Source organism: Micromonospora echinospora (assembly GCF_900091495.1).
In the GTDB taxonomy this organism is placed as follows: Bacteria; Actinomycetota; Actinomycetes; order Mycobacteriales; family Micromonosporaceae; genus Micromonospora; species Micromonospora echinospora.
This window is the reverse complement of record NZ_LT607413.1, coordinates 3,202,997-3,219,099: the sequence shown is the minus strand read 5'-3', so window position 1 is coordinate 3,219,099 and position 16,103 is coordinate 3,202,997. Positions and strand designations below refer to the sequence as shown.

15 protein-coding genes and 1 pseudogene are annotated in these 16,103 nt (G+C 73.7%); 7 read left to right on the top strand and 9 right to left on the bottom strand.

Annotated elements, in window-relative coordinates; genetic code table 11:
- Positions 1 to 3: 3 nt before the first annotated feature.
- The 5 genes from GA0070618_RS14910 to GA0070618_RS34695 all read right to left on the bottom strand — a co-directional run bounded on the left by GA0070618_RS14910 (position 4) and on the right by GA0070618_RS34695 (position 3,795).
- Complete coding sequence (locus GA0070618_RS14910) at positions 4 to 666, bottom strand: response regulator transcription factor (protein WP_088982171.1); 663 nt, start codon at positions 664 to 666, stop codon at positions 4 to 6.
- A complete protein-coding gene (locus tag GA0070618_RS14905; protein ID WP_088982170.1) occupies positions 654 to 1,964 on the bottom strand; it encodes a sensor histidine kinase in 1,311 nt (436 codons plus the stop codon). The genes GA0070618_RS14910 and GA0070618_RS14905 overlap by 13 nt, the downstream gene beginning before the upstream one ends.
- A gap of 129 nt (positions 1,965 to 2,093) precedes the next feature.
- Positions 2,094 to 2,480 (bottom strand): VOC family protein, encoded by a 387-nt coding sequence (locus GA0070618_RS14900; RefSeq protein ID WP_172900384.1) that lies wholly within the window; start codon positions 2,478 to 2,480, stop codon positions 2,094 to 2,096.
- Complete coding sequence (locus tag GA0070618_RS14895) at positions 2,480 to 2,776, bottom strand: ArsR/SmtB family transcription factor (RefSeq protein ID WP_088982168.1); 297 nt, start codon at positions 2,774 to 2,776, stop codon at positions 2,480 to 2,482. Before GA0070618_RS14895 ends, GA0070618_RS14900 begins: the two co-directional genes overlap by 1 nt.
- A 158-nt stretch (positions 2,777 to 2,934) precedes the next feature.
- Entirely contained in the window at positions 2,935 to 3,795 is an 861-nt protein-coding gene (locus tag GA0070618_RS34695; protein WP_231931743.1) for an LPXTG cell wall anchor domain-containing protein, read from the bottom strand.
- 132 nt (positions 3,796 to 3,927) lie between these two features.
- Here GA0070618_RS34695 and GA0070618_RS14885 point away from each other — a divergent pair, with 132 nt between their 5' ends.
- Both GA0070618_RS14885 and GA0070618_RS14880 read left to right on the top strand, forming a co-directional pair.
- Positions 3,928 to 4,848 carry an alpha/beta hydrolase family protein gene (locus GA0070618_RS14885; protein WP_088982167.1) on the top strand — a complete coding sequence of 307 codons (921 nt, stop codon included), beginning with the start codon at positions 3,928 to 3,930 and terminating at the stop codon, positions 4,846 to 4,848.
- A 4-nt stretch (positions 4,849 to 4,852) separates the two neighbouring features.
- A complete protein-coding gene (locus GA0070618_RS14880) occupies positions 4,853 to 5,257 on the top strand; it encodes a squamosa promoter-binding protein 15 (protein ID WP_197701759.1) in 405 nt (134 codons plus the stop codon).
- A gap of 3 nt (positions 5,258 to 5,260) precedes the next feature.
- Here GA0070618_RS14880 and ychF read toward each other — a convergent pair whose 3' ends face one another.
- Positions 5,261 to 6,346 (bottom strand): redox-regulated ATPase YchF, encoded by a 1,086-nt coding sequence (ychF, locus tag GA0070618_RS14875; RefSeq protein WP_088982166.1) that lies wholly within the window; start codon positions 6,344 to 6,346, stop codon positions 5,261 to 5,263.
- 130 nt (positions 6,347 to 6,476) lie between these two features.
- Here ychF and GA0070618_RS14870 point away from each other — a divergent pair, with 130 nt between their 5' ends.
- On the top strand, positions 6,477 to 7,073 hold the full coding sequence (locus tag GA0070618_RS14870) for an exonuclease (RefSeq protein WP_088982165.1): 597 nt from the start codon (positions 6,477 to 6,479) through the stop codon (positions 7,071 to 7,073).
- On the opposite strand, the gene GA0070618_RS14865 is transcribed toward GA0070618_RS14870, so the two are convergent.
- Both GA0070618_RS14865 and GA0070618_RS14860 read right to left on the bottom strand, forming a co-directional pair.
- Positions 7,051 to 7,788, bottom strand: coding sequence for a Type 1 glutamine amidotransferase-like domain-containing protein (locus GA0070618_RS14865; RefSeq protein WP_088982164.1), 738 nt, complete (start codon positions 7,786 to 7,788; stop codon positions 7,051 to 7,053). The genes GA0070618_RS14870 and GA0070618_RS14865 overlap by 23 nt on opposite strands.
- Before the next feature lie 21 nt (positions 7,789 to 7,809).
- Positions 7,810 to 8,319, bottom strand: coding sequence for a hypothetical protein (locus tag GA0070618_RS14860; RefSeq protein WP_231931742.1), 510 nt, complete (start codon positions 8,317 to 8,319; stop codon positions 7,810 to 7,812).
- Positions 8,320 to 8,525: 206 nt separating this feature from the next.
- Here GA0070618_RS14860 and GA0070618_RS14855 point away from each other — a divergent pair, with 206 nt between their 5' ends.
- The 4 genes and pseudogenes from GA0070618_RS14855 (at position 8,526) to GA0070618_RS14840 (ending at position 14,419) form a co-directional block, all read left to right on the top strand.
- Positions 8,526 to 9,983: a DNA-3-methyladenine glycosylase 2 family protein gene (locus GA0070618_RS14855; protein WP_088982163.1), complete on the top strand. Its 1,458-nt coding sequence runs from the start codon at positions 8,526 to 8,528 to the stop codon at positions 9,981 to 9,983.
- Positions 9,980 to 10,501 carry a methylated-DNA--[protein]-cysteine S-methyltransferase gene (locus GA0070618_RS14850; protein WP_088982162.1) on the top strand — a complete coding sequence of 174 codons (522 nt, stop codon included), beginning with the start codon at positions 9,980 to 9,982 and terminating at the stop codon, positions 10,499 to 10,501. Before GA0070618_RS14855 ends, GA0070618_RS14850 begins: the two co-directional genes overlap by 4 nt.
- A 79-nt stretch (positions 10,502 to 10,580) precedes the next feature.
- Positions 10,581 to 12,299, top strand: a pseudogene (locus tag GA0070618_RS14845) (ABC transporter ATP-binding protein); the annotation flags it as partial.
- A gap of 203 nt (positions 12,300 to 12,502) precedes the next feature.
- Positions 12,503 to 14,419: an ABC transporter ATP-binding protein gene (locus tag GA0070618_RS14840; protein WP_414467606.1), complete on the top strand. Its 1,917-nt coding sequence runs from the start codon at positions 12,503 to 12,505 to the stop codon at positions 14,417 to 14,419.
- A 5-nt stretch (positions 14,420 to 14,424) separates the two neighbouring features.
- Here GA0070618_RS14840 and GA0070618_RS14835 read toward each other — a convergent pair whose 3' ends face one another.
- A complete protein-coding gene (locus GA0070618_RS14835; protein WP_143740248.1) occupies positions 14,425 to 15,948 on the bottom strand; it encodes a hypothetical protein in 1,524 nt (507 codons plus the stop codon).
- Positions 15,949 to 16,103: the final 155 nt, after the last annotated feature.

Sequence of the window (16,103 nt, the reverse complement as noted above, 5' to 3'; positions counted from 1 at the left end):
GACTCAGCCCGGGTTGGTGCGCAGGTAGGTGAGGACCGCCAGCACCCGACGGTTGGTGTCGTCGCTGGGCGGCAGGTCGAGTTTGGCCAGGATGTTGCCGACGTGCTTGCCGACCGCCGCCTCGGTGACGTGCAGCCTCGCCGCGATCGCCACGTTGGAGTGACCTTCGGCGAGCGACGCGAGCACCTCACGTTCCCGGGCGGTCAGGGCGGCGAGCGGGTCACGGGGGCGGTGCAGCAGGTGCCGTACCACGTCGGGGTCGATGGCCGTGCCGCCGTCGACCACCCGGCGCAGCGTCCCGGCGAACTCGGCCACGTCGGCGACCCGGTCCTTCAGCAGGTACCCGACGCGCCGGCCGTCGCCGCTGTCGAGCAGCGCGGAGGCGTACTCGGTCTGCACGTACTGGCTGAGCACCACGACCGCGAGTCGGGGCCGCCGCTCGCGCAGGGCGACCGCCGCGCGCAGCCCGTCGTCACGGTGGTGCGGCGGCATGCGGATGTCGGTGACGAGCAGGTCCGGCTGGTACGCGTCGACGGCGTCCCGCAGCGCCGAAGCCGAGCCGACGGCGGCGACCACCTCGAAGTCGAACCGGGTCAGCAGGGCGACGAGGCCCTCCCGGAGGAGGACCTCGTCCTCGGCGAGCACGACGCGGGTCACGGACGGCACGGCAGTTCCACGCGGACGAGCGTAGGGCCGCCGGTCGGGCTGGCCAGCAGCAACCGCCCGTCCACGGCGGCGACCCGGTCGGCGAGACCGGTGAGCCCGCTGCCCCGGGCCGGGTCGGCGCCGCCCCGGCCGTCGTCCTCGACCTCCAGGACGAGGTGCTGCTCGGTCTGGGAGAGTCGCACCTCGGCCCGGGTCGCCCCGGCGTGCCGGGCGACGTTGTTCAGCGACTCGGACAACACGAAGTACGCGGTGGTCTCCACCAGTTCCGGCACCGGGCGGGTCAGGTCGGCCCGGACGACGACCGGGATGGTGGCCTCGCCGGCCAGTTCCCGGGCGGCGCCGGCCAGGCCGAGTTCGGCGAGGTTCTGCGGGCGGATGCCCTGCACGATCTGCCGCAGGGTGACCATCAGGTCCTTGGCCTGTTCGTGCGCGACAGCCAACGGACCGGCGGCGGGAGAGTCGGCGGGCACGTCGAGGCGGGCCAGTCCGAGTTGCACGGTGAGGCTGGTCAACCGGGGTTGAGCGCCGTCGTGCACGTCACGCTCGATCCGGCGGCGTTCCGTCTCGTACGCGTCGACCAGACGGGCCCGGGAGCGGGCGACCTCCCGCAGCGCCGTCGGGTCGGCGGGCGGACCACCGAGCAGCCACCGGGCCACGACGGCCTGGCCCGCGACGAGCAGCCCGAAGAGATACCACAGCACGGGTACGAGCAGGAGCGCCACGATCGCGTAGGGCACCGCCTGGCGGGGCGTGTCCACCGTCGTCCAGAGCACGATGACGTCGTTCGCGTCGCGGACCAGCCAGGGGCTCGCGATCAGCATGGAGTCGATCAACGCCAGCAGCGTGAACATCCAGTACGCGACCGGCACCGCCCCGCCCAGCCAGAAGGTGTACGCGACCTCCCGCCACGCCGCCGCGCTGGTGTACCGCGCCGCCAGGCTCCGCAGGAGTTGGCCGGGCACCAGCCACCGGCCGGGCAGCGGACGCTGGTCGACGACGCCGAGCCGCCACCGCTCGACCGCGGCCACCGGGGCACTGACGACCGGCGCGAGGGCCAGCATGACCAGCCCGGCCACGGTGAGGAACACGACGATGGGCAGCTCGATCGGCCGGCCCTGCCGCGCCGCGTTGACCACCGCCACCGAGGGTGCCACGACGACGAGCAGCCCGAAGGCGAGCACGCCCGCGATCGGCACGGTGGTGACGGCGTACGCCAGCGCCCGCCAGGGCCACCACGAGATCAGATAGCGACGCCGTCTCAGCGCCGCCGGCAGGTGGAGGGGTGCGTTCGAGGTCATGGCATCACGCTAGGCACGACGCTCCGGCCGACCCAGCCGTCTGGCCCCACTCCTGCGGTATGCCCAGCCCTACCCGACGAGCGCCGAGCCGCCACCTTCCGGAGGTGGCGGCTCGGAATGGATCGCCGGCTACTTCATCGCGGCGATCTGGATCAGGTTGCCGCAGGTGTCGTCGAGGACGGCGACGACCACCGGCCCCAGGTCGGTCGCCTCCTGGGTGAACTCGACGCCCAGTCCCTTGAGCCGCTCGACCTCGGCGTATACGTCGTCCACGGCGAACTGGGTGTACGGGATACCGTCCGCGACCAGGGCGTTCTTGAACGGGCCCGCCGCCGGGTGGCCGTCCGGCTCCAGCAGCAGTTCGACACCGTCCGGGTCGGCCGGGGACACCACGGTGAGCCAGCGGGCCCCGCCGGCGGGCACGTCGGTCTTCTTGATGAACCCGAGCTTCTCGGTGTAGAAGGCGAGCGCCTTCGCCTGGTCGTCGACGAGCACGCTGGTGACGTTGATACGGATCACGAATTCGGTTCCTCTCGGTCGATGGGCCACCGCTCGACGATCACGCGTAGCGGGCTCGTGTCGATGTGGTGGAACTTGAACCGGCCCTGTCGCCGGGTGTGCACCAGGCCGGCCTGTTCGAGCACGGTGAGGTGCTGGGAGATGGCCTGGCGCGAGGAGGCCAGGCCGTGCTTCATGGTCAGCCGGCCGCAGATCTCGAACAGCGTCTGACCGTCCTTCTCGGTCAGCTCGTCCAGGATGATGCGTCGCGTCGCGTCACCGATGGCTTTGAACACATCGCCGTCTGCGTCCATCGGCACAGTTATAGGCAAGCGATGACTTGCCTGTCAAGCCGTACGACGGCGACGGCGTGGCGTCCGTCGGCCTGGACGGCCGGGGCGGCACCGCCCACCCGACAGAAAGCGCCCCCGGCTCGGACGGGACGTCGAGCCGGGGGCGCCTGGTGTGGGTGCTACGCCACGAAGCGGGTACGGCGGCGTCGGGCGATGAGGAAGCCGGCACCGCCGAGGAGCAGCAGTGCGCCGCCCACGCCGGCCACGGTCGCGGTGCCGGCACCGGTCACGGGCAGCCCGCCACCCTCGCCACCGGCACCCGCGCTCGCGGACGGAGCAGCGGTCGGCGCGACGCTCGGCGTGGCACTCGGCGTCGCCGACGGGGTCGGCGTCGCGGTCGGCTCACCGGTGGGCGGCGTGACGAGCCGGACACCGGCGAAGCCGAGCGGCCCCCCGATGCCTCCGAGTTCGCCGGCCGGGGCCGCCATCGGCAGCGCGTCGGCGGTACCACGCACCGCCTTGGTGCCCTGCCCGGCCCACTGGTCCGCCAGCGCCTGGATGCCCCCCTGCGCGTCGGCGTGCTGCTTGCTCATCCACCAGTACACGACCGACGAGATGTTCTCGGCACGGGCGTCCGCGCTGGTGGAGATGCCCGCTCCGGTCACGGCCAGGCTGGCGCCCGGCGCGAGGTCGGCAGCGAACTCGCACCAGGCCGTCTCCTGGTTGCTGTCCACGGCGTACCAGCAGTTCTCGTACTTCGTGGTGAGGTCGAGGTCGTTGAGGACGCGTACCTGGAGGACGAGGCCGTCGACCGGCGCCTCACCGACGTTCGTCACGCCGAGCACGACGGGCACGTCCTCGCCCTGGCCGGCCGGGTACGTACGGTTCTTGCCCGTCTCCGGGTCCTTCAACGTGCCGGCGGCGAGCTTGGCGCTGTCGGCCGCACTCGGCTCCGGAGCGGCCGAGGCGGGTGTGGCGGCAAGCCCGGCCACGAGGACGGCGGCGCTCGCGGCAAGGCCCGCGTACCAGCGGATCGTCATGGAAACCCCCGTTGATGTTGGCGACAACCGCGACACGATACAGCTCCCCACCAGCGCTCCCGTCCACCCGGGAGCGTCCTCCCGCCGCACCGGAGGTCGAAGCGTGTCGCCACGGTCTGATGGGATGGTTTGATGGAGCTGACGATCGACGCCGATGGTGTCGCGCTGCCCGCCTCGCTCACGGTGCCCGACGGGCACTGCCGCGGCGGTCTGGTCGTGCTGCACGGAGCTGCGGCCGGGCACCGCTCGTTCTTCCTGTACGAACACCTCGCCCGGGTGTTGCCGGCGATGGGCGTGGCCGTGCTGCGCTACGACCGCCGGTCGAGGGAACAGGGAGACGTTCCGTTGGCGGTGCAGGCGGCCGACGCCCGCGCCGCCCTTCTCCGGCTCTGCCAGGAGGTCGGTGAGGTGCCGACCGGCCTGTGGGGTGTCAGCCAGGGCGCCTGGGCCGCGCTCGTCACGGCCGCGACCCACCCGGCCGACGTGGCGTTCCTGGTGCTGGTGTCAGCCTGCGGCATCTCCCCGGCCCGGCAGATGCGCTTCGGTACGGCCGAGCAGCTCAGACGGGCCGGATTCGGCACTGCCGACATCGCGGAGCTGCTCGACGTGCGCCTGACGGTCGAGGGGTACCTGCGGGGCGACGTCAGCCGCTCCGTCGCCCAGGCGGCGGTCGACCGGGTCGCCGGACGTGCCTGGTTCCCGCTGAGCTACCTACGCCGGACCATGCCGGACCAGCCGGGCAGCTGGGTGGACATGGACGTCGACCCAGCGGTGTTCATGGCCGGGGTGCGGTGCCCCGCCCTGCTGTTCTACGGCGAGACCGACGACTGGATGCCCGTCGACGAGAGCATCGCCGCCTGGCGGCAGGCGAACACCCCCGACGGGACGCCGTCGCCTGAGATCTGCCGCCTGCCCGGCTGCGGCCACCTGCCCGGCCCCGACGGGAACACGACCATCGAGGGCATCAGCCCGCGGTACACCGAGACGATGTCGAGGTGGCTCGACAGCCAGCTCCCCCACCGCCACGGCCGACGACGTCCGGGCGCAGGATGACGGCGTGAGCTGGGTCGCCAACATCCTGCTGTCGGTGGACGTACGCGAGGACAGCGCACTGGTGCACGAGTTCGACCAATGGCTTCAGACACAGGCACCACGACGGAATCAGCCGCATGTGCACGGTGTCGGTTCTCTCCGTGCCCTCCATGACACCCCTGAGGCATGGGGCGGGCAGAAGCACCCCGAGGCCCTGGTCTGGGCCGGCGTGCTCAACCACGCAGACATCAGGGCTGTCGTCCAGCGATTCGGTGCGACCCGCTGGCGCATTCCCGACCTTGCCCAGCTCATGATCATGGACCAGGAACAGGGCGCTTTCCGGATATGGATGATCCGTGACGGGAACGCTCGCCAGTACCTGCCGCTCCCAGACTTCGGGGCAGACGATCAGGGCGTGAGTACGCCTTGAACGTCAGACGTTGAACCGGAACTCGACCACGTCGCCGTCCTGCATGACGTACTCCTTGCCCTCGATGCGGACCTTGCCCGCCGCCTTCGCCGCCGCCATCGATCCGGCCGCGACCAGGTCGCCGAAGGAGACCACCTCGGCCTTGATGAAGCCGCGCTGGAAGTCGGAGTGGATCACCCCGGCGGCCTCCGGCGCGGTCGCGCCGACCGGGATCGTCCAGGCCCGCGCCTCCTTCGGCCCGGCGGTCAGGTACGTCTGGAGCCCGAGCGTGCGGAATCCGACCCGGACGAGCTGGTCGAGGCCCGGCTCGGACTGCCCGATCGACTCCAGCAGCTCGCGGGCCTCCTCCTCGGGCAGGTCCACCAGCTCCGACTCGATCTTGGCGTCCATGAAGACCGCCTCGGCCGGGGCGACCAGGGCGCGCAGCTCGTCGAGGAACGCCGCGTTGGCCAACTCCTCCTCGTCGACGTTGAAGACGTAGAGGAACGGCTTGGTGGTCAGCAGGTGCAGCTCGCGCAGGTGCTCCAGCTCGATACCGGCGTCCTTGGCACCCGCGTAGAGCGTCGTACCGGCGTCGAGGACCTCGACCGCCTTCTTGGCGGCGGTGACGGCGGCGGCCCGGTCCTTGCGGAGCTTGGCCTCCTTCTCCAGCCGGGGCAGCGCCTTCTCCAGGGTCTGGAGGTCGGCGAGGATCAGCTCGGTGTTGATCGTCTCGATGTCGTCGGCCGGGGAGACCTTGCCGTCGACGTGCACCACGTTCGGGTCGGAGAAGGCCCGCACCACCTGGCAGATCGCCGAGGCGTCCCGGATGTTCGCCAGGAACGCGTTGCCCCGGCCCTGCCCCTTGGAGGCGCCCCGGACCAGCCCGGCGATGTCGACGAACGACACCGGCGCGGGAAGCACCTTCTGCGAGTCGAAGATCTCGGCCAGCTTGCCCAGCCGCTCGTCGGGCAGGCCGACGACGCCGACGTTCGGCTCGATCGTGGCGAACGGGTAGTTCGCCGCGAGCACGTCGTTCTTGGTCAGCGCGTTGAACAGGGTGCTCTTGCCGACGTTGGGCAGGCCGACGATCCCGATGGTCAGACTCACGACGAGCCAGCTTACGCCGCTTCCCCCGCCCCGCTCGCGCCGGGCGGGCTCCGGGGTGGGCGGAAAACCGGCGTCCGGGATGCCAGCCGCGTTGCTAGCCTGCGCTGTCGAGATCGACCGGGGAGGCACGATGGCACGGCGCGACCAGACGGAGCCACCCGAGCTGTACGTGGCGGTGGACGTGGAGGCCGACGGGCCGATCCCCGGGCCCTACAGCATGATCTCGCTGGGCATGGCGGTCGCCGGCCGTCCCGGGCTGACCTTCTACACGGAGCTGAAGCCGATCTCCGACGAGTACGTCCCCGAGGCGCTCGCCGTGTCCGGGCTGGACCGGGATCGACTGCTGCGGGAGGCGCCCGCCCCGGCCGTCGCGATGGCCGCCGCTGCCCGCTGGGTCGAGGGGTTACGCCGGATCGGCCGACCGGTCTTCCTCGCCGCCCCCGCCGTCTGGGACGGCATGTTCGTGCACTGGTACTTCGTCCGGTACCTCGGCCGGAGCCCGTTCGGGGCGACCGGCTCCGGGGTCGACCTGCGCAGCTACTACATGGGGGCGACCGGTCGGCCGTGGTCGCGCAGCCACAAGAGCACGGCCAAGCGGGAGTTGGGGCTGACCCACCTGCCGCACACCCACCACGCCGGTGAGGACGCCGCCGAGCTGGCCCAGGTCTTCGACGCCCTGCGCCGCTCCGGGCAACGGCAGGGGATCAGCCCAGCAGACGAGGGATGATCGTGGTCTCGGTGACCGTGCCCTCGGCGTCACGGCTCACCTCGTACGCGAGCGCCCCCGCACGGTCGGCGACCGCCTCGACCAGGGTGGTCCCCCGGTAGACCAGCCCGACCCCGTCGTCGGTGCAGTGGGCGGTGGGCGGCAGGGTGCCGTCGGCGACCAACTGCTGGATCAGCGGTCGGCGCTGCTCCTCGCTGTCGTAGTGCACCCCGTTGCCGTACGGCAGGAAGCCCAGTCCGGCGGTGAACGGACGCAGCGTCGGACCGTAGCTGTCGGTGGCCCCGCCCACGTGCCAGCAGACCGACCCGGCGGAGACCCCGCCCAGCACCACCCCGGCCTCCCAGCACTCGCGCAGGATCTCGTCGAGCCCGTGCACCCGCCAGACGGCGAGCAGGTTGGCGACGCTGCCGCCGCCGACCCAGACGACGTCCTGGGCGAGCAGGTGGGCACGGATGTCCTCGACGTTGGGCATCGGGAAGAGGTTGAGGTGGGACAGGCGGAACGGGGTGCCGGCGAACGCCCCGTAGAGGGCGGTCAACGTAGTCGGCTGGTCCCCCTCGGCCTGACCGAGGAAACACATCCTCGGTTCCGGTCCCGCCCCGGCCAGCTCGGCCGCGAGGTCGAAGACCGGTCCGGGTCGCCAGTCCCAGGGACCCCGGCGACGGCTGAAGAAGCCGATGCTGGTGGCGAGGATGGTGGGTTCGCTGGCGGGCACAGGCTCCCCTTCCGGTCCGGGTTACCGGGACCCGCTCATCCTGCCGTACCGCGACCGGTCCGGGTCATCCTCGCCGGATACGTCGAACCCGGGAAGGTCGACGTCGTCCAGTTCGGTCGCGGCGGCACGGGGCAGGGTGAACCGGTCACCGGCGGTCGGCGGGGCAGCGTACGACTCGCCGAGCATCCAGCGCACCTCGTCGACCGTCCAGCCGAGCCCGACGCGACCGGCGATCTCCCCGATCAACCGGCGACCGACCCGGGTGTCGTCGTCGTAGAACCGCAGGCACCAGTGGTGCGTCCACATGCCCAGTGCCCGCAGCGCGGCGTCGTCGAGCGACCGGACGAGCCGTCCGCACGCCGTGTCGGCGAACCCGCGCCCCGGATCGTCGGCGCGGTCCCGCTCGATCGCGCCGACCGCCGCCGGGGCGACCGCCCGCATCCGGTCGTAGAACCCCTGCACCACCGCCCGATCGAGCCCGGGACGCGCCGACCGCGCCTCCACCTGCCCCGGCCCGGCCACGCTCCCCATCGACGCACCCCTTCTTGAGTTGGCCCCGGACGGTACCCGCCCCCTCCGACACTTTCGACGCGGACGGGTCGCGGGCGGGCTGAGGTGGTTGCAAGGGCACCTTGCACGACAAAAAGCGGTAACAGGGGACCCCTGCTACCAACGACAGCGGGCGAGGTCCGATTTCCGCGAGCCGCGGGGCCGGACGGCGGGGCAGGATCGGTGGCGTGGAGTTGGACTTCGAGCGGTGCTACCGGGCGGTCGACAGCCGTGACCAGCGGTTCGACGGCTGGTTCTACACCGGCGTGACCTCGACCGGGATCTACTGCCGGCCGTCCTGCCCGGCGACCACTCCGAAACGGGAGAACGTCCGGTTCTTCCCGTCGGCCGCCGCCGCGCAGGGCGCCGGGCTGCGCGCCTGCCGCCGGTGCCGGCCGGACGCCGCGCCCGGCTCACCGGAGTGGGACGTCCGGGCCGACGTGGTGGGGCGGGCGATGCGGCTGATCGCCGACGGGGTGGTCGACCGGGACGGCGTGCCCGGGCTGGCGTCCCGACTCGGCTACACGGAACGACACCTGCACCGGATGCTCCGCGCCGAGCTGGGCGCCGGCCCGCTCGCCCTGGCCCGGGCGCAACGTGCGCAGACCGCCCGGGTGCTGATCGAGACGACCGGGCTGGGCATGGCCGAGGTGGCCTTCGCCGCCGGGTTCGGCAGCGTCCGGCAGTTCAACGACACGGTGCGGGAGGTCTTCGCGCTCGCCCCGTCCGAGTTGCGGGCCCAGAAGCGGGGACCGGTCTCCGGTGGCGCGGGCACCATCACGGTACGGCTGGCGTACCGGCCGCCGCTGCACGTGGGCTCCCTGCTGGAGTTCCTGGCGCTGCGGGCGGTCCCCGGCGTCGAGGAGGTGCGCGACGGGACGTACCACCGGGGGTTGTCCCTGCCGCACGGCCCCGGCGAGGTGGCGCTGACCCCGGCGGCCGGGTATGTCTCGGCCGCGCTCCGCCTGGCCGACCTGCGTGACCTGGCCCCGGCGGTGGCCCGTTGCCGCCGTCTGCTGGACCTCGACGCCGACCCGGTGGCGGTGGACGCCACCCTGGCGGCGGATCCGGCCCTGGCCGGACCGGTCGCGGCGGAACCCGGCGTCCGACTCCCCCGCACCCCGGACCATCCCTTCGAGGCGGCCGTGCGCGCCGTCCTCACCCAGCAGGTCTCCCTGCGCAGCGCCCGCCCTCTCCTCGTCCGCCTCCTCGCCCACTGCCCACCCCACCCGAACCCTGCCGCCGGTCACGACCGCGACGGCGGGTGGGGGCTGCGGGGGTTTCCGCAGGCCCGACAGGTGGCGGACGTGCCGGATGACGGATTCCGGGGGCCGGCGGGCCGGCGGGAGGCGGTCCGGGCGCTGGCGCGGGCGGTGGCCGACGGGGAGCTGTCCCTGGACGGGGACTGGGCACAGACCCGCCGGCAGTTGCTGGCGTTGCCGGGGATCGGCCCCTGGACCGCCGGATACGTCGCCATGCGCGGGCTCGGCGACCCGGATGTCTTCCTTCCCACCGACCTCGCGGTGCGGCGGGGCGCCCGCGCGCTCGGCCTTCCCGACGACCCGAAGACCCTCGACGCGCACGCCGAACGCTGGCGCCCCTGGCGCTCGTACGCGGTGGCCCGACTCTGGAGAGCAGCAGCATGACCGGAACGAACACGATCGACAGCAGCACGGTGGACACTCCGGCCGGACCGTTCAGTGTCCTGGTCACGCCCGGTGGGGCGGTCCGGGCGGCCGGGTTCACCAGCGACCTGGACGGGCTGCTCGGCCTGGTCCACCCCACGCTGCGCGGCGAGGTGCGCAGCCGGCCCGAGTTGGGGACGGTGACCAGGGCGGTGGCCGCCTACCTCGACGGTGACCTCGCCGCGATCGACGCGGTGCCGGTCGAGCAGCACACCAGCGGACTCTTCCTGGCGCACGCCTGGCAGGTGCTGCGGGACGTCAAGCCGGGCGACCCGGTCACGTACACCGCCTACGCGGGGCTGGCCGGCCGCCCGGCGGCGGTACGCGCGGCGGCGGCGGCCTGCGCGCGCAACGCCGCCGCCCTCTTCGTCCCCTGCCACCGGGTGCTGCGCACCGACGGGAGCCTCGGCGGCTACCGGTGGGGGCTGGACGTGAAGAAGTGGCTTCTCGGTCACGAGCGGCGGTTGACGGCAAGTTGACCGTCGTGGAAGTCACGATTACCGATACCGTCAGGGGGTGGCTGCGGACGGTGACCGCGTTCCCGCCACCAGGGGGAGCATGCACAACCTGTGGCGGCTGCGCGGTTACCTGCGCCCGCACGCCACCGAGTTCTGCTGGCTGCTGGTCGCCGGGCTGACGGCCACCGCGGCCGGGCTCGCCGTGCCGCTGCTGGTCCAGCGGGTGGTGGATGGCCCGCTGGCCCGGCGCGAACCGGCCGGGCTCGTGCAGCTCGGCGGCCTGGTCCTGCTGCTCGGCCTGGTCGAGGCGGTGCTGATCTTCGTCCGACGGTGGACGCAGACCTCCTCGTCGGTGGGCATGGAGGCGGCCATCCGCGCCGACCTCTACGCCCACCTGCAACGCCTGCCGGCGAGCTTCCACGACCGGTGGCAGTCCGGTCAGCTCATCGCGCGCGCCACCGGCGACCTGTCGATGATCCGCCGCTTCCTCTCCTTCGGGCTGCTGTTCCTGGTCCTCAACCTGGTCACCTACCTGGCCGTGGTGGTGCTGCTGATCCGGCTGCACCCGCCGCTCGGGCTGCTGGTCGCGGCGAGCGCCGTGCCGCTGTTCCTGATCAGCCGACGGTTCGCCCGGGCGTACCACATCGCCGCCCGACGGATGCGCGAGCAGCAGGGGGACGTCGCGACGCTGGTCGAGGAGACCGCGCAGGGGATCCGGACGGCCCGCGCGTTCGGCCGGGGCCCGGAGCTGGCCGCCCGGTTCGGTGCCGGCGCGCGGGCCCTGCACGACACCGCCGTCGGCAAGAGCCGACTGCTGGCCCGCACCTCCGCCCTGTTCGACCTGGTGCCGAACCTGACCCTCGGCGTGGTGCTGGTGACCGGGGTGGCCGCCGCCGCGCGGGGCACGCTCACCGTCGGTGAGCTGCTCGCCTTCGTCAGCCTGCAACTGATGCTGATCTGGCCGGTCAACTCGCTGGGCTGGATCATCGCCAACGGGCAGGAGGCGGCGACCGCCGCCGACCGGATCCAGGAGGTACTGGACACCCCACCGGCGATCAGGGACCGGCCGCACGCGGTGGCGCCCACGCGCGGCGAGGTACGCGGGCGGCTGCGCTTCGAGCGGGTCGGCTTCGGTTATCCGGGCAGCGTCACCCCGGTGCTGCGGGACGTCGAGCTGACCGTCGAGCCGGGCGAGACGCTCGCCCTGGTCGGCGCGACCGGCTCGGGCAAGAGCACGCTGCTCTCCCTCGTCCCCCGGCTGCACGAGGTGGGGACGGGACGGATCACCCTGGACGGTCACGACCTGCGCGACCTGCGGCTCGCCGCGCTGCGCCGACTGGTCGGGGTGGCCTTCGAGGAGCCGGCGTTGTTCAGCATGTCGGTCTGGGAGAACCTCACCCTGGGCCGTCCCGACGCCGACGAGGACGAGGTGCGCGCTGCGCTCACGCTGGCCCAGGCCGACTTCGCGTACGACCTGCCGTGGGGACTCGCCACCCGGGTCGGTGAGCAGGGGCTGTCCCTCTCCGGCGGGCAGCGGCAGCGGCTGGCGCTGGCCCGGTCGGTGCTCGGCCGCCCGGCCGTGCTGGTGCTGGACGACCCGCTCTCCGCTCTCGACGTGCACACCGAGGCGTTGGTCGAGCAGGCGTTGCGCCGGGTGCTGCGGGACACCACGGCCCTGCTGGTGGCGCACCGGCCCTCGACGGTCGCCCTCGCCGACCGGGTCGCCCTGCTCGACCGGGGCCGGATCACCGCCGTCGGCACCCACACCGAACTGCTCGCGACCGAGCCGGCGTACCGTGCGCTGCTACGTCCGGAGCCGACGGCGGCGGCGGTCCCGGCCGCAGGGCCGACGACGGCAGCGGTCACGCCCGATGGGCCGACGACGGCGGCGGTCCCGGCGGGGCCGACGACGACGACGGCGGCGGTCACGCCCGAGGGGCCGACGGTGGCCCGGACGACGACCGTCACGGCGGCACCGCCGTGACGGCACCGGAACCCGTCGGAGCGGAGCAACCGGTCGCGGTGGACCGGAACGCCGGGCCGGAGCCCGTCGGGACGGAGCGTCCGGCTGCGGCGGAACGGAACGCCGGGAGGGAGCCGGTGGACCTGGGGCGCTGGCGGGGACGCGGGACCGATCCGGACGCCGACCCGGGCCCGGCCGAGGAGAACGGTCCGGAGGCGGTCGCCCGGCTGCGGGCCCGCAGCCGCGCTCTCCTGGCGGACCTGTTACGACCGCACCGGGGCCGACTCGCGCTGGCCATCGCCCTGCTGCTGGCACAGAACGCCGCCGGGTTGGCGGGCCCGTTCCTGGTCATGTACGGCATCGACCACGCGATCGCGCCGCTGCGCGCCGACGAACCGGGGCCGCTGGTCGCCGTCGCGGGGGGCTTCGCGGCGGCCGCCGCCGTCGAGTACGCGAGCAAGCGCGGCTTCCTCACCCTCTCCGCGCGGATCGGCCAGGCCGTCCTGCTCGACCTCCGTCAGCGCGTGTACGGGCACTTCCTGCGCCTGCACGTGGCCTTCCACGAGCGCTACACCTCCGGACGGATGGTCTCCCGGCTCACCAGCGACCTGGACTCGATCGCGGAGCTGCTCGACGGGGGCGTGGACAACCTCGTGCTCGCCGTGCTGTCGATCCTGTCGGTGACCGGCGTGCTGCTCTGGCTGGACCCGCCGCTGGCCGTGGTGACCCTGTTCACCTTCCCCCTGCTGTTCCTGCTGTCCCGCTGGTTCGCGCGCGCCTCGGCCGCCGCGTACCGGCGCACCCGGGAGTCGGCGGCGCTGGTGATCGTCCACCTCGTGGAGTCGCTGCGTGGGATCCGGGCCGTGCAGGCCTACCGGCGGGAGGCCCGCAACCAGCGCATCTTCGAGGCGGTGAACGACGACTACCGGCGCTCCAGCGTGCACGCGTTCCAGTTGATCGCGGTGTACTCGCCGGGCATCAAGCTGGTCGGCAACGTCACCGTGGCGGGGGTGCTGACCTACGGCGGCTGGCGAGTGCTCGGCGACCGCCTCGACCTCGGCGTGCTCGCCGCGTTCCTGCTCTACCTGCGCCGGTTCTTCGAGCCGATGCAGGAGCTCAGCCAGTTCTACAACAGTCTTCAGTCCGCCACCGCCGGGCTGGAGAAGCTCGCCGGGGTGCTCGACGAGCGGCCCGGGGTGGTGGAGCCGGCCCGTCCCCGGCCGCTGCCGGTCGGCGGGGTCCGGGGCGCGGTGCGGTTCCGCTCGGTGACCTTCGGCTACCGACCGGGGGCACCGATCCTCACCGACCTCGACCTGGAGGTGCCGGCCGGGCAGACGGTCGCCCTGGTCGGTGCGACCGGGGCGGGCAAGTCCACGGTGGCGAAGCTGCTCGCCCGGTTCCACGATCCGGATGGCGGCTCGGTCAGCCTGGACGGGGTGGACCTGCGCGACGCGGCCGACGCCGAACTGCGCCGGGCGGTGGTCCTGGTCACCCAGGAGAACCACCTGTTCAGCGGCACGGTGGCGGAGAACATCCGGTTCGGCCGCCCGGACGCGGACGACGCGGCGGTACGGGCGGCGGCGCGGGCGGTCGGCGCGCACGACTTCATCGCCGCGCTTCCTGACGGGTACGCCACCGAGGTGCGCCGGCGGGGCGGCCGGCTCTCCGCCGGGCAACGGCAACTCGTCGCGTTCGCCCGGGCCTTCCTGGCCGATCCGGTGGTGCTGATCCTGGACGAGGCGACCTCGTGCCTGGACGTGCCCACGGAACGGGTGGTGCAGCACGCGCTCGGCACCATCCTGCGCGACCGGACCGCCCTGGTGATCGCGCACCGGCTTTCCACGGTGCGGATCGCCGACCGGGTGCTGGTGCTCGACCGGGGCCGGATCGTCGAGGACGGCCCACCCGACCGGCTCGTCACCGCCGACGGCCGGTACGCGCGGTTGCACCGGCAGTGGCGCGACTCGCTCACCTGAGCAGGTCAGGTCGTGCGTCGCAGCACTACCGGTTCGGGAGCGGGACGACGGCGGTCGACCAGCAGGCCGAGGCCGAACAACAGCGCGAGCAGCACGGCGGCGGCGACGGTGAGCAGCGGGAGGGCGAGCGGCGGGAGCAGTCCGGGCGGCGCGGCCTGCGACCGGATCGCCAGCGGGGTGGCGGCCTGCGCGGCGAGCACCCAGCCGGCCGCGCCGACCAGCAGCGTGGCGCTGCGCCAACCCTTGTCCACGTCGGCGCGGGAGACGGGACCGGGAGCCGGCGTGGGGCGGGAGACGGGCCCGGGGGCCGGCGCGGGAAGCGGCACCGACTGCCAGGCCAGGCCGGGTTCGCGGGTGACGACGAGGGTGAGGCCGGAGCCGAGCGCCAGGCCGAGGCCGAGAGCGGTAAGCACCACGCCGGCCCCCGCAGCCACCGGCAGTTCCAGGCGGACCGCCGGGGTGGCCAGCGGCAGCGCCACGGCGGTCAGCACGATCCCGAGGGCGTCCCAGGGCAGGATCCGTTCGGCGTACCGGGTCAGGGCCACGCCGCCCGCCACTGCGGCGAGCCCGGTCAGCGCGGCCAGGAAGGTCACCGCCGGCGCGACGACGCCGGTGGGCCCGCCGCCGGTCACGGCGATCGGGCCGGCCGCGACGGCGAGCACCACCCAGCGCGCGCCGACCACACCGAGCGCGCGGAGCGCGTACCCGAGCAGGAGCAGCCCGGCCACCACCGTGAGGGGCACGACCAGCAGCCGGACCGCGGTCACGGCGGCCTCCTCCAGTCCCTGGCCCGGCCGGAGCCGGGCCCGGACCACCGACCAGCGCACCGCGAACCCGGCGGCGACGAGCAGCCCGACGGCCGCCACCACCGGCACCGGGGTCCAGCGCAGCGAACCGCCGGCCGGCCCGGGGCCGCCCCGCCGCCAGGAGAGCAGCAGCGCGGCGGCGACCAACGCCACGGCCAGCCAGAGCGAGATCTGGTACGGCTGTACGCGGCCCGGCACCGGCAGGGCCGCCCGGAGCAGCGCGCTGCACGCCGGTTGCCCGACCAGGCCGGCGGCGAGCCCGACCGCCACCGGCACCCGCACCGCGCGGACCGACCCGCCAGCCACCAGGAGCACACCGCCGAGGGCCAGGCCGACCCCCACCGCCCCGACCAGGACGGCCGACACGTATCCGGCGGCGACCGCGTTGGCGGGCAGCAGCATCCCGCCGGCCGCGACCAGGTCGTTGACCCCGGCGAGCAGCAGCCCGGCGAGGGCGACCGGCCAGCCGCCGACCCGGTACGGCAGGGCACCGGCCGCCACCGCGAGGGCCAGCACCATCGGGGCGAGCACCCCGGCGCGCACCGGCGCGAACGGCGTCAGGTCGGTGTAGCCGGTGAGCATCGTCAACGCCGGCAGCGCGGCCCCGGAGAGCACTCCCACGGCGAAGGCCGCCACCGCCCCGACCACACCGGCCGGCTCGGGTGCCCGCCCGGCCGGCGACGGCCCGCTCCCCGGCGCTCCGGTGACCCGGTCGACCCGCACGCCCGCCTCCTCTCCGGCCGGCGGCACGCCACCGACGTCCGGTTGGCGACGTCGTCACCCGTCGTCGAGCGTCGATGCTGTCACAGGTCGGCCACCCGGCACCCCGGCCGTGGCGGCGGGGGCCTGGCCATCCACGCCCGGCCGGCGACCGGGGA